We start from the raw sequence: 12,327 nt of genomic DNA on the forward strand, positions 1-12,327 counted from the left end.
CGATGCAGCTGAGCGGACTCGCCAAGCGCTTCGGCGAGAAGACCGCCGTCGCAGGTCTCGACCTGACCGTGCCGACCGGGTCGTTCTACGGCCTGGTCGGGCCCAACGGAGCGGGGAAGACCACGACGCTGTCGATGGCCACCGGCCTGCTGCGACCGGATGCCGGGACCGCGCGCATCCACGGCGTCGACGTCTGGGCGCACCCCGTCGAGGCCAAGAAGCTGATCGGCAACCTCGCCGACGGCGTGCGCCTGTTCGACCGGCTCACCGGGGAGCAGCTGGTCACCTACACCGGCATGATGTTCGGCCTCCCCCGCGACGAGGTCGCCTCGCGGACGGCCGACCTGCTGCGCATCATGGACCTCGGCGAGGCCGCCGGCACCCCCGTCGTCGACTACTCCGCGGGCATGACCAAGAAGGTCGCCCTCGCGTGCGCCCTGGTGCACGCCCCGCGGCTGCTCGTGCTCGATGAGCCCTTCGAGTCGGTCGATCCGGTGTCGGCGGCGAACATCGAGGACATCCTCCGCGGCTACACCGCCTCGGGCGGGACGGTCATCGTGTCGAGCCACTCGATGGACCTGGTGCAACGCATGTGCGACCACGTCGCCGTCATCGCGCAGGGCCGGCTGCTGGCGTCCGGGACCGTCGACCAGGTGCGCGGCACCCAGACCCTGCAGGACCGCTTCGTCGACCTCGTGGGCGGTCGCCACCACTCGGAGGGGCCGCAGTGGTTGCGACAGTCCTGAAGATCCGGTTCCGCGTGCTGGGCAACACCCTCATGCGGAGCCCGATGCAGTTGGTCGGCTTCATCCTCGGCGTGCTCGGCGCGCTGTGGATGCTGCTGCTGGTGGGAGCGGGGCTGTTCTTCGTGGGCACCCTCGACGCCGGCATCGCGCGCGCCGCGGTGACGGCCGCGGGCGCCCTGCTCACCCTCGGCTGGGTCATCGGACCGGTGTTCGCCGCGGGGATCGACACCACCCTCGATCCCGCCAAGCTCGCACCGTTCCCGATGACGACGCGCCAGATGATGCTCGCCATCACCGCCGGCGGCCTCACCGGCGTGCCCGGCATCGCGACGACCCTCGGCGCGCTCGCGACGTTCCTCGTGTGGGGTCGCGACCCGGTGTCGGCGATCGCCGCGGTCGTGTGCGTGCCGCTGGGCGTCCTCATCTGCGTCGTCGCGTCTCGTGCCGTGTCGGCTCTGGCGGCGGGCGTGGGCGGCGGCCGACGCACGCGCGAGATCATCGGTCTCGTCGGTTTCGCGGTGCTGATCTTCGCGAGCCCGCTCTTCATCGTGCTCACCAACGGCCTCGTCGCGGTCAGCGGACAGGGCACGCAGCTGCAGAGCATCGTGACCGCGGTGTCGTGGACGCCCATCGGGGCGGTGTGGGCCGCGCCCGGCGACCTCGCCGCCGGCTCCTGGCTGCCCGCGCTGGGGAAGTTCGCGATCGCCCTGGCGACCCTCGCCCTGCTGTGGTGGTTGTGGCGGCGGAGCCTGTCGGCCTCGGTCGTCGCACCGCCCGCCCGTTCCGCTGCGCGCCGCAGCGCCGGCTCGCTCGGATGGTTCGGCGTCATGCCCTCCACCCCCGCGGGCGCCACCTGGGCGCGAGCGCTCACCTCGTGGACCCGCGACTTCCGCTACCTGCGGCAGCTGTTGCTGCTCCCCTTCGCCCCCGTCCTCGTGCTCATCTACGCGGGGGGCGACATCACGGGTCCGTTCTTCGTGCTCTCGGGCGTGCTCGTCGGGTTCTTCGCCGGCACGATCGTCTACGCCGACGTCTCGTACGACGGCACCGCGTTCGCGACCGTCATGCAGACCGGCATCCGGGGGCGCGCCGATCGTCTCGGCCGCATGCTCGGGGCGGCGAGCGTCGGCATCCCCCTCACCCTGCTGGCGGATGCCGTGATCCTGGCGATCGCGAACCGCTGGGACCTCCTACCGGCCGTCGTCGGCGCCTCGGTCGGCGTCGCGCTCGTGGGCTACGGCGTCAGCGCCGTCACGTCGGCGCTGCTCGTGATCCCCACGCCTGCGCCCGGTGATTCGCCGTTCAAGCGCGTGCCGGGGACGACCTTCACGATGACGCTGCTGTTCTTCCTCTGCTGGATCGTCGCGGCGGTCATCGCCCTGCCGGCCGTGATCCCGGCGGGGATCGCGGCCTTCGGCGGCTCGACGCTCGCGGGGTGGCTCGCCCTCGGGATCGGGCCGGTCTGGGGTGTCGCCGTGTTCGTCGTCGGTGTCGTCGTAGGGGGTCGCACCTTCGACGCGAGCGCGCCCCGCCTGCTCGCGCAGCTGCGTCAGTACCAGGGCGCGTGACGCACCTTCCCTCTCCCCCGCCGCGGGACTAACGTGAGGGCCGATCCGCTCTCGAAGATGAAGGATGCCACCATGTCGACCTCTCTCGTCGTCTACATCTCGTTCGCCGGCGCCGCCCGCGAGGCGATGACCTTCTACCAGTCGGTCTTCGGCGGCGAGTTGACGATCAACACGTTCTCCGACTTCGGCATCCCGGACGCCCCCGCCGACGGGGTCATGCACGCGGAGCTGCGCGCCGAGGGGTTCACGGTGATGGGCGCCGACGGCTTCGACGAGCCCGCCCAGGGGTGGGGCGCCAGTCGCACGCACGCCGCGTTCATGAGCGACGAGTTCGACCGCGTCCGCGGCTTCTACGACGGCTTCGTCGAGCGCGGCGCCGAGGTGAAGCAGCCGCTCGAGAAGCAGGTGTGGGGCGACTTCTACGGCGAGGTCGTCGACCCGTGGGGCGTGGCGTGGATGTTCAACGTGGCCGCTCCCGGCGGGTGGGCGGGGGGCGCCGCGGCGGACTGACCCGGACGAGCGCACCCGGGCCCGACGGCCCGGTGGTCAGCGCGCGAACGCCTCGATACGCGCGACGAAACGGGCTGGATCGATGAGGTGCGGGTAGTGCGTCGCCGGCTGCCACACCTCGTGGACGCTGTGCGGGATGGTCTGCTACAACCAGGCGGCGTAATCCGGCCCCGCGTCGAGTCCGGTGATGACGAGATAGGGAACGTCGGCGGGCACCGCCGTGAGCCGGTCCACGAGCGCCGCCAGCTCTTCGGGCGAGTCGTCGAGCAGAGGACGCCACATCCCGAGCACCACATCCTGTTTCGGCGCGCGGAGCGCGTTCACGCGGTCGAGCTCGGCGGCATCCAATCCTCCCGCCATCTGCGCGAACATGCCGCCGATGAACACGGGGAACTGCTCGCCGCGCAGCATCGCCTCGGCCTGCTGGATCTGCTGCTGCATCCCGGCCAAGTGGAGCGGCTGGTCGACGTTCACGATCGCGCGGGCCGGGAAGAGCGCTCCGTACGCGGTCGCGACGATGCCGCCCAGGGAGTGCCCGACGACGATCGGCGGGCCGTCGGGAACGACGCCCTGTTCCTGCAGCTGCATGACGGTGTCGTGGATGTCTGACGCCAAGGTGGGGATGTCGTAGGGCTCGGCGGCGGCCGACTCGCCGTGGCCGCGCACGTCGACGCGCACCACAGTGGATGAGCCGGTGAGGTCGACGGGGTCCCAGCTGCGGCGGTCTTCGGTGATGCCATGCACCAGCACCAGGAGCGGGCCGGAGCCGGCGATGTCGTGGGCGAGGATCATGGCGCGGCTCCCGTGCTCGGAGGGTCTGGGTGAGCGAGAGCCTAGCGGGGCCGACGACGCCCCCGGGAGCGCGGACGGAACCACGCCCGGGAAACGAGAACGGCGCCCCTCTGAGGAGGGACGCCGTTCGGGAAGTGGTGGACCTGAGGGGATTCGAACCCCTGACCTCCTCGATGCGAACGAGGCGCGCTACCAACTGCGCCACAGGCCCGGAAACCTCGTCAACACTATCACGTCACGCGCCCGTCACCTGACGCGAGACGCAGCCCGGGCGCGCCGCGCGCCGTCGCCGCGGAAGGATATGCCGCCACGCGTATGAGGCCGCGACGAACGGCCCGGCCCGAAACGCCGGTACTCACTCCCCCGACGCACGGCGCGTCAGGAGGCGCTGGACGTGGCTCTCGATCTCGCTGTCGTCGACGTAGCCCATCGCCGCGTAGGGCGAGGCGACAGGGGCGACAGCGGCCGGGCGGGCCGTCTCGATGGGCGTGGGAGCCAGCTCGGCGGCGATGTGCCGGGCGGCCTCCTCGCGGGCCGCGGCCCGCAGGGCCTCGCGGGCGAGCTGCTCGTCGACGGTCGCGGCGGCGCGAGAGCCGACCGACGCGACGAGGGGGCGGGGCAGCTCACGCGGCGTCCACGTCGGGCGCGGCTCGGGCACGAGGGCGACGTCCTGCACCTCGCCCATGGCCCGGCGCACCGACACCTCGGCCGGACGCGCCGCGGTGCGGGTGGCCACGACCGAGATCCGACGCAGGATGACGAGGGATGCCACGACCACGGCCGCTCCGGCGACGAGGACGATCGGGGACGCTCCCCCGACGATCTGCACGGCACCGAAGCCGGAGGCGATGAGCCCGGCCAGGAGCGCGACCGAGACGGTGAAGCGGAAGCGACGACGCACACGCGAGCGACGAGCCGCCGGGACGGCGACCGCGGCAGCCTGTTCGGCACGCGCGCGCTCCACGGCGGAGGCGCGTTCCGCACGCGTCTTCTCGAGAGCCGCGGCGCGCTCGGCGCGAGCGACCTCGACGGCGGCGGCCCGTTCGGCACGGGCCAGCTCGATCGCGGCCGCGCGCTGCTCCTTCACGACATCGCGGTCACGCGCACTCTCGAGCTTCGCCACCTCGAGGCGCGCCTTGGCGGCGGCGAGCTCGGCCTGGGCCTTCTGCGCCTGCACCTGACGGGCGAGCTTCTGCTGCTGGTGCGCGGTGCGGGTGGTCAGCTCGAGGTGCACTTCCCGCGGCGTCTCGGCCGTCTCGGCGAGCACGCGAAGGGCCTGGTTGAGGCGCACGGCGTTGCGTTCGGCGGAGGTGAACCGATGCCGGCTCTGCCACGACGGCAGGAGATAGACCAACCACAGCGCGACCGCCACGAAGACGATCACCCCGCCGCTCAGCACCTGGCCACCCATGGGACAAAGGTAGGTCACCGAGAGATCACACCTCGGCATCCTCCCGCGTGTCGTCACGCCCGATCGCGAGAATGGTGTCCGGCTCCGGGCGTGCGGGGCGCTGACGAGCGGGCGACATCCTGCCGCCGAGATATCAGCGGGGTGCCGTCCCGCCGCGCCCCAACGCGCTCAGAGGCGGTCGGCCGGCGGGATGCGCGCCGCGTCGGGCGGCACCTGCCCCCGCGCCCAGCGGTCGAGCACGCCGTGCGGCACCTCTTCGCGCACGAGCGCGAAGGCGTAGTGGTCTCGCCAGTCGCCGTCGATGTGGATGTAGCGGCGACGGAGTCCCTCGTAGCGGAAGCCGAGCTTCTCGACCACGCGCAGACTCGCGTGGTTCTCGGGACGGATGCAGATCTCGATCCGGTGCAGGTTCAGCTCGGTGAAGCACACGTCGGTGGCCATGGCGACGCCGACCGTCGTGATGTTGCGACCGGCGAATTCCTCGGCCACCCAGTAGCCGATCGTGGCCGAGGCCAGCGAACCGCGCGAGACCCCCCACACGTTGAGCTGCCCCGCGACCTCGTCGTCCCACGCCATCACGAAGGGGACGCCGAGGCCGTCGCGGTACTGCTGGAGGAGGCGACGGATGCCGAGCCGCATGTCGAAGGACACGGGGCCGTCGGGGCTCGTCGCCTCCCACGGTCGCAGCCACGAGCGGTTGTCGATCAGCTGCTGCTGCAGCACGCGCGCGTCGCGGTTGCGGATGAGACGGATCGACACCTCGCCGTGCCGTCTCGGGATCGATAGATCCATAGTGCTCCGCCGGGTCAGAGACCCTGCGCGAACTCCTTGAACCACGGACGCAGCGCGGGGCCCAGGTCGTCGCGGTCGGCCGCGAGCTGCACGATGGCCTTGATGTAGTCGACGCGGTCGCCGGTGTCGTAACGGCGTCCGCGGAACACGACGCCGTACACGCCGCCCCCGTCGCCGCCGCCGGTCGCGAGCTCCTCGAGCGCGTCGGTCAGCTGGATCTCGCCGCCCTTGCCGGGCTCCGTGCGCTCGAGGATGTCGAACACGTCGGGGCCGAGCACGTAGCGGCCGATGATCGCGAGGTTCGAGGGCGCGTCCTCCGCCTTGGGCTTCTCGACGAGCTGCGTGACCTTGACGACACCGTCGTCTTCGGTGGGCTCCACCGCGGCGACACCGTAGAGGTGGATCTGTGAGGGGTCGACCTCCATGAGGGCGATGACCGTCGCGCCGCGCTTGTCGTACTCGGACATCATCTTCTCGAGCAGCGGGTCGCGCTCGTCGATGAGGTCGTCGCCCAGGAGGACCGCGAAGGGGTGGTCGCCCACGTGGCTGCGCGCGCGGAGCACCGCGTGACCCAGACCCTTGGGCTCGCCCTGACGCACCATGTGCACGTCGGCCAGGTCGGAGGAGTGCTCCACCTTGGCGAGCTTGTCGTGGTCGCCCTTCTCGCGGAGCTTCGTCTCGAGCTCCGGCATCGAGTCGAAGTGGTTGGCGATGTTGTTCTTGTTGCGTCCGATGATGATCAGGACGTCCTGGATGCCGGCACCGGTCGCCTCTTCGACGACGTACTGGATGGCCGGCTTGTCGACCACCGGCAGCATCTCCTTGGGCATGGCCTTGGTGGCGGGGAGGAAGCGAGTACCGAGTCCTGCGGCCGGAATCACGGCCTTGAAGGGCTTATGAGGCATGGGCATACCCTAGCGGGAGCGCGGGTCGTCGTCGTCAACACGCGCGCACGTAGACTTACCCGCATGCCGGATCGCATCGAGCAGGCCAAGCGCGCACTGCGCGCCGATCTGCGCGAACGTCGCCAGACCGTGTCGTCCCACGCCCGCGATGTCGCGGAGGCCGGCGTCAAGGAGCAGCTCGACGCCCTCGTCGATCGACTGGGCGCCCGCAGCATCTCCTGCTTCCTCTCGACGCCGACCGAGCCGGGCACGCACGCCTTCGTGTCCGCGGCGGTGGAACGCGGCATCCGCGTGCTCCTTCCCATCACGCGCGAAGACGGGCTGCTCGACTGGAGCGTGGCCACTGCCGACACCGAGATCGCGGAGGGACTGTTCGGTCTGCCCGAGCCCGTCGGCGACGTGCTCGGCCCGATCGCCGTCAACGACGTCGACCTGCTCGTCATCCCCGCCGCGGCCGTCGACCGGCACGGGATGCGCCTGGGCTGGGGACGCGGCTACTTCGACAAGACCCTGGGCTCGATGGAGAAGTGCCCGCCCGTGTATGCGGTGATCTTCGACTCCGAGTTCGTCGACGACGTGCCCCGCGACGTGCACGACCAGCCCGTCACGGGCGTGGTCACGCCGACGCGCACCATCGCGCTCGACTCTCACCACGCCTGAACACCCGAAGGAAGACCGATGCCCACCTACTCCTACGCCTGCAAGCAGTGCGGCCACCGCTTCGACGCCGTGCAGTCCTTCTCCGACGCGGCCCTCACCGAGTGCCCGGAGTGCGGCGGCGAGGTGCGCAAGCAGTACGGCTCGATCGGCGTCACCTTCAACGGATCGGGGTTCTACCGCACCGATTCCCGCGGGTCGAGCTCGTCGTCCTCCGCTGGCGCGTCGTCGGGTTCTTCGACATCATCGAAGTCGGAAACGACGTCGTCCGCTCCCTCTTCGGTCTCCTGAGTCCGGGGCGGCGCGGCAGAAGGGGAGCCAGCGCATGATCAAAGGATTCAAGGAGTTCATCCTCCGCGGCAACGTCATCGACCTCGCGGTCGCCGTCGTCATCGGAGCGGCCTTCACGGCCATCGTCAACGCCCTCGTGCAGGGTCTGATCAATCCGTTGATCGGGTTCCTGTTCCAGGTCGGCGACCTGAGTGACCTGAACGTCACCGTCCCGACTCTGCTCGGCGGCACGTCCACGTTCGAGTTCGGCGCGATCCTCGTGGCGATCATCAACTTCGTCGCGGTCGCCGCGATCGTCTACTTCGTGTTCGTGTACCCCATGAACCGCTGGAAGGCCCGCGCCGCGGCTCGCGCCGGAGTGAACGAGGCGGCATCCGAAGAGCCGAACCTGCCGACCGAGCAGGAGCTGCTCGTGCAGATCCGCGATCTGCTGGAGCGCCAGAACAAGATCTGAGCGGCCTCGAGCCGACGACGCGGCGTCCGCGCCGGGACCACGGGATCCGGCACGGGCGCCGTCGCCGTTCCTGGTCAGTAGTGCGGGGGGACCTCGCGCATCATGCGCTCGTCGTTGGGCCCGGATGCCGTGGGTCGGGGGCCCGTGCCGCGTGCGGGGTCGTGGGCGGGCGCCGGCTCGGCCGTCGTCCCCGGCGCAGCGAGCAGCCGTGCGCGGCGGGCGCCACGGACGCGGACGACGGGCTGACGATCCGCCGGCGTGTCCGCAGAGCTCCTCGGGCCGGTCGAAGCGACCGGGCCCGACGCGGCGTCCGGGGCTTCGACGGGCTCGGCCTCCGGAGAGGTCCCTGAGCCCGTCGACGGGACCGCACCCGACTCCGACTCGGAGGGTTCGACAGGCTCAGCCGGTGGCATCCGGATTCTCGGTCATCAGGGGATCAGCCGGGCAGGTCGAGGGGCTCGGTCGTCGAGTCGGGGGTGGCGGCGTCGTCGGGGGCGATGCCGAGCAGCTCCGCGATGCGCACGGCGACGCCGGCGGGATCGCTGTACAGGTCGAACGCGTGCACCCGCACGTAGTGCCAGCCGAGGCGCCGGAGGATCTGCGGGCGCAGACGCAGCGTCTCGCGCAGGGACTCCCCGATGGTCTCGGGGTCGCTCTCGGCGACGACCGCCTTGCCCTTGTAGCGGGCGACGAGCGGTAGCAGACCGCGGTAGTCGACGTCGACCTCGACCCCCAGACGGCGCAGCTCCCGCGCCAGCGCGCGGGTGAGCGGATCGGCGAGGTCTTCGAGGCGGCTCTCGCGGCCGCGGGCGGCGACGTTGCCGAGGATGCCCATGAGGGTTGCGGCTCCGTGCTCGAGGCGGCCGTCGTCGAACGCCGAGGGGCGGATCGACGACACGATCACCATCGAGCGGCGGGCGCGGGTCATCCCGACCGTGAGCAGGCGCTCCCCGTCGGGCGTCGACAGATCGCCGAAGTCGCTGAGCACGCGCCCGTGACGCGTGAGACCGAAGCCGAGCGAGAACACCACGCGGTCGCGGCTCTCGGCCACCGACTCCTCGAGGGTGAGCACGGCGAAGGGCTCGGCGGCATCCCGTGACACGAACTCGGCGACGTCGGAGCGGCCGGCCAGCGCCGCCACGACCGAGGCGCGCACGCGCTCGGCGTGCTTGCGGCTCGCGGTGACGACCATGAGCGATTCCGAAGCGCGATTCACGGCGTGCTCGACCACCAGGGTGACGACGCGGGCGACCTCGGCGTCGGGGCTCTCGACGGCACCGCTGACGGGGTCGGGGGCGCCGACACCACCCTCGACGTAGTCGACGCTCAAGCTGCCGCGGCCGAGGTACGAGCCCGCCCAGGGCAGCGACACGATCTCTCCGCCGTAGAAGGCGTCGTTGACCAGCTGCGAGAGATCTTCTCCGCCGGCGCGGTAGCTGCGGGTGAGCGTCTCGACGGGGAGCAGCTCGGCGATGCGTTCGAAGACCGAGGTCTCGTCGAACGGCACCTCGTCGGCGTCCGCGTCGGCCCCGGCGGACTCGGGCGCGGCGGCGATCGCCGCACTCACGCGGAAGGGCGTCGGCTTCTGTACGACCGGGTCGCCGAACAGCACGACCTGACGCGCGCGGCGCAGCGCCGGGGTCGCCTCGGCGAGGCACAGGGCGGCGGCATCCGCGATGATCACGACGTCGAACGCGAGATCGTGCGGCACGTCGGGCACCTCGTAGGGCGACGCCAGCCACACCGGCGCGAGCGTGCGCAGCAGCGTGGGGGCGGCATCCGAGATCTCCTGCGCCGTGTGCAGGCCGTCCTTCAGCGAACGCTTGAGGGCGGCGGCCTCGTCGGCGTGGTCGACGATGCCGATACGCCACTGCGTCGCGAGCTGGGCGGCGAGCAGGGGCCCCGCGGCGGCCGCGTGCGCCTCGTCGACGAGCCGGAAGTCGCGCTCGAGGCGGTCGACGACGCTCGTGTTGGCTCCCAGCAGGGCCTTGTCGGTGCGCAGCAGGTGCTCGAGGGCGGACTGCCACCACGCGAACTCGAGTTCGGCGCCCACGCGCTCCTCGGGCACGTGCCGCACCGACAGTTCGACCAGGAGCTGCTCCAGCCCCAGGCGCGCGAGCTCGGAACGCAGCTGCGCGCGCTCGACGAGGTTGTCGAAGAACGTCGACTCGGCGGCGAGTCCGGCGAGGGTGCGGACGAGACGCTGCACGGGAAGGGTCGCCAAGCGGTCGGAGCCCTGGCGGCCGAGGATCTGGTCGAGCTCGCCGAGCAGCGCGTCGGTGCGCTGCCACGAGACGTGCACGTCGGCCAGGCCGAGCGGCACCTCGGGGGTGACGCCGGCCTCGACGACGCGCTGCCACTCGGTGCGCTGCTGCTGGATGCGCACGAGCGCCTCGTACATGTCGGGCACGTGCACGCCCGGGCGCACGTACTCCTTCGAGAGGCGCTTGAGCCGACGGCGGTTCGGACCGCTCATCGCCGAGGCGTCGCGGCGCGGGGAATGCGCGTCGATCAGCTCGCCGAGGGGGCGTTCGAACACGCTCGGGCTGAAGCGATCGAGCGACTCGCGGATGCCCTGCAGGAGCTTGAGGTACGCGCCGAGCTCGGAGACCGTCTGGAACGGCCGCATGCGGGTCTGCGCGATGAGCTCGTAGCCGCGCTCGAGCAGGCGCGGAACCTCGTGGGCGTGCAGTTTGCCCGCGAGATCGTGCGCGGCGCGCGCGTCTTCGGTGCGGGTGAAGCTGACGCCGTACCACGGCGAGTCGTCTGGGCCGAAGCGGAACTCGCCCAGGCGTGCCGCCATCGCCAGGGCGCGGGCCGCGGCGTCGCGGCGACCGGCGAGGCGTTCGAGCGTGGCGAGATCGAACCGCGCCTCGGTCGAGGGGGCGGGGGACGTGGATGCCAGAGACGTCAGCGCGCGAAGGACGTCGAGCGCGGAGACGCCCAGTGCCAGGTGCGGCTCGGTCACGGCCGAGCGGTAGTCGCGCAGCACGGTGCGCAGACGCACGAGAGCGTCGTCGATCTCGGCGACCTTGGGCTGCTCGGCCTTCTCGTTTCGGCCGATCGCGCGGATGAGGTCGCGGCGCACGTGGTGCGGCGAGACGGCGAGCCCGGTCAGTCCGACGCCGGCGAGACGGTGACGGATGCCGTCGAGCGTCGAGCGACGGGCGCTGACCACGAGCACGCGCTTGTTGTCGTGGACGAGCTGACCGATCGCGTTGATGACGGTCTGCGTCCCTCCGGTGCCGGGCAGCGTGTGCACGGCGAGGGAGTGACCGGCGGCGATCCGGGCGAGCACCCGCTCCTGCTCGGCGTCGGCGTCCAGCAGCAGGGTGTCGGCGGCGGGCGCACGCTCGTCCGGGCCGACGATCACGGGGTCGGCACGGCGCACGCTGACGCGGGCACGGTCGTCGGGATGCCCCGCGAGGGCGTTCAGCAGCGGGTCGTCGAGGTCGTGCGTGTCGCGCGCCATGCCCGAGCCCACGTCGGCGAACGACGAGATGACCAGGCGCGGGTGCACGACGAAGGTCGGCACGTGCGAGGTCAGGCGGCGGATGTGGTCGATGACCGGCTGCGGTTTGAACACGCCCTGGTCGTACGCGAGACCTGCGAGGGCGGCGCTGTCGATCTGGATGCCGAGATGCGTGCGGAACGCGCGCGAGAGCTCGGGGTTCATCACGAAGGCGCCGTGCAGCTTGAGCTCGAAGTCGCCGTGGTGCCGGCGGATGGCGAGGGGCCGCAGCAGCACGGGGGCCGACCACTCCACTCCCCCGATCTTCCACGCGGAGAGGCCGACGGCCAGATGCACGGGCTCGAGACCGCGGGCGGTGCGCAGCTCGACGTTCTTCGAGGTGATGCGGTCGGCGGCCATGCGTGCCGTGCGCAGGGCGACCTCGTCGCGGAAGAGGTTGGAGAGCATCGTCGCGCGCCCCGTGATGAACTGCGGGAGAGAGCCCGGGTGCGCCTTGGTGATATCGATGCCCGCGTCAAGCGCGTCGTCGAACCGCAGCAGTGTCGACCGGCCGCCCAGGGCTGCCGCCTCGGCGCGGATGCGATCGCGCTCGGGGTCGGCGACGTGGCGGACCACGATGCCGGGCTCCGACAATCGCAGCTCGCCCGGATCGACGGACGACATCGAATCGTCTCCGTCGGCACCGATCACGGTACCGTCCTCAGCTCGCCACACACCTGTCAGACTAAG

General features: G+C 71.4%; 11 protein-coding genes and 1 tRNA gene. 6 read left to right on the forward strand and 6 right to left on the reverse strand.

From position 1 onward, the window contains the following. Nucleotides 1-2: 2 nt before the first annotated feature. The 3 genes from RWH45_RS09790 (at nucleotide 3) to RWH45_RS09800 (ending at nucleotide 2,824) form a co-directional block, all read left to right on the forward strand. Nucleotides 3-746, forward strand: a complete 744-nt coding sequence (locus RWH45_RS09790) for an ABC transporter ATP-binding protein (protein WP_315995261.1) — start codon at nucleotides 3-5, stop codon at nucleotides 744-746. After that, entirely contained in the window at nucleotides 728-2,314 is a 1,587-nt protein-coding gene (locus tag RWH45_RS09795; protein ID WP_315994723.1) for a hypothetical protein, read from the forward strand. The genes RWH45_RS09790 and RWH45_RS09795 overlap by 19 nt, the downstream gene beginning before the upstream one ends. Nucleotides 2,315-2,386: 72 nt before the next feature. After that, nucleotides 2,387-2,824: a VOC family protein gene (locus tag RWH45_RS09800; RefSeq protein ID WP_315994724.1), complete on the forward strand. Its 438-nt coding sequence runs from the start codon at nucleotides 2,387-2,389 to the stop codon at nucleotides 2,822-2,824. 144 nt (nucleotides 2,825-2,968) lie between these two features. Here RWH45_RS09800 and RWH45_RS09805 read toward each other — a convergent pair whose 3' ends face one another. The 5 genes from RWH45_RS09805 to galU form a co-directional block, all read right to left on the reverse strand. Continuing rightward, entirely contained in the window at nucleotides 2,969-3,616 is a 648-nt protein-coding gene (locus tag RWH45_RS09805) for an alpha/beta fold hydrolase (protein WP_315994725.1), read from the reverse strand. A gap of 135 nt (nucleotides 3,617-3,751) precedes the next feature. Beyond that, a tRNA-Ala gene (locus tag RWH45_RS09810) sits at nucleotides 3,752-3,827 on the reverse strand. Nucleotides 3,828-3,971: 144 nt separating this feature from the next. Further along, nucleotides 3,972-5,027: a large exoprotein gene (locus RWH45_RS09815; protein WP_315994726.1), complete on the reverse strand. Its 1,056-nt coding sequence runs from the start codon at nucleotides 5,025-5,027 to the stop codon at nucleotides 3,972-3,974. A 168-nt stretch (nucleotides 5,028-5,195) separates the two neighbouring features. Beyond that, a complete protein-coding gene (locus RWH45_RS09820) occupies nucleotides 5,196-5,819 on the reverse strand; it encodes a GNAT family N-acetyltransferase (RefSeq protein WP_315994727.1) in 624 nt (207 codons plus the stop codon). 14 nt (nucleotides 5,820-5,833) lie between these two features. Further along, the gene (gene galU / locus RWH45_RS09825; protein WP_315994728.1) at nucleotides 5,834-6,724 is read right to left on the reverse strand and encodes a UTP--glucose-1-phosphate uridylyltransferase GalU; all 891 of its coding nucleotides are present in this window, start codon (nucleotides 6,722-6,724) and stop codon (nucleotides 5,834-5,836) included. 63 nt (nucleotides 6,725-6,787) lie between these two features. Here galU and RWH45_RS09830 point away from each other — a divergent pair, with 63 nt between their 5' ends. Genes RWH45_RS09830 through mscL form a run of 3 tightly spaced genes read left to right on the forward strand, consistent with a single transcriptional unit; the run spans nucleotide 6,788 to nucleotide 8,126 of the window. Continuing rightward, a complete protein-coding gene (locus RWH45_RS09830) occupies nucleotides 6,788-7,384 on the forward strand; it encodes a 5-formyltetrahydrofolate cyclo-ligase (RefSeq protein ID WP_315994729.1) in 597 nt (198 codons plus the stop codon). Between the two features lie 18 nt (nucleotides 7,385-7,402). Further along, nucleotides 7,403-7,672, forward strand: a complete 270-nt coding sequence (locus RWH45_RS09835) for an FmdB family zinc ribbon protein (RefSeq protein WP_315994730.1) — start codon at nucleotides 7,403-7,405, stop codon at nucleotides 7,670-7,672. A 34-nt stretch (nucleotides 7,673-7,706) separates the two neighbouring features. Further along, complete coding sequence (gene mscL, locus RWH45_RS09840; protein WP_315994731.1) at nucleotides 7,707-8,126, forward strand: large conductance mechanosensitive channel protein MscL; 420 nt, start codon at nucleotides 7,707-7,709, stop codon at nucleotides 8,124-8,126. 436 nt (nucleotides 8,127-8,562) lie between these two features. On the opposite strand, the gene RWH45_RS09845 is transcribed toward mscL, so the two are convergent. Further along, nucleotides 8,563-12,261: an AAA family ATPase gene (locus tag RWH45_RS09845; protein ID WP_315994732.1), complete on the reverse strand. Its 3,699-nt coding sequence runs from the start codon at nucleotides 12,259-12,261 to the stop codon at nucleotides 8,563-8,565. Nucleotides 12,262-12,327: the final 66 nt, after the last annotated feature.

Origin of the sequence: Microbacterium galbum (assembly GCF_032464915.1) — a bacterium.
Lineage (GTDB): Bacteria > Actinomycetota > Actinomycetes > Actinomycetales > Microbacteriaceae > Microbacterium > Microbacterium galbum.

Coding starts and splice junctions, on each gene's coding strand:
- RWH45_RS09805 (WP_315994725.1), bottom strand. CDS start 3,616: ATGATCCTCGCCCACGACATCGCCGGCTCCGGCCCGCTCCTGGTGCTG.
- RWH45_RS09845 (WP_315994732.1), bottom strand. CDS start 12,261: ATGTCGTCCGTCGATCCGGGCGAGCTGCGATTGTCGGAGCCCGGCATC.
- RWH45_RS09835 (WP_315994730.1), top strand. CDS start 7,403: ATGCCCACCTACTCCTACGCCTGCAAGCAGTGCGGCCACCGCTTCGAC.
- RWH45_RS09790 (WP_315995261.1), top strand. CDS start 3: ATGCAGCTGAGCGGACTCGCCAAGCGCTTCGGCGAGAAGACCGCCGTC.
- RWH45_RS09800 (WP_315994724.1), top strand. CDS start 2,387: ATGTCGACCTCTCTCGTCGTCTACATCTCGTTCGCCGGCGCCGCCCGC.
- RWH45_RS09820 (WP_315994727.1), bottom strand. CDS start 5,819: ATGGATCTATCGATCCCGAGACGGCACGGCGAGGTGTCGATCCGTCTC.
- RWH45_RS09830 (WP_315994729.1), top strand. CDS start 6,788: ATGCCGGATCGCATCGAGCAGGCCAAGCGCGCACTGCGCGCCGATCTG.
- mscL (WP_315994731.1), top strand. CDS start 7,707: ATGATCAAAGGATTCAAGGAGTTCATCCTCCGCGGCAACGTCATCGAC.
- galU (WP_315994728.1), bottom strand. CDS start 6,724: ATGCCTCATAAGCCCTTCAAGGCCGTGATTCCGGCCGCAGGACTCGGT.
- RWH45_RS09815 (WP_315994726.1), bottom strand. CDS start 5,027: ATGGGTGGCCAGGTGCTGAGCGGCGGGGTGATCGTCTTCGTGGCGGTC.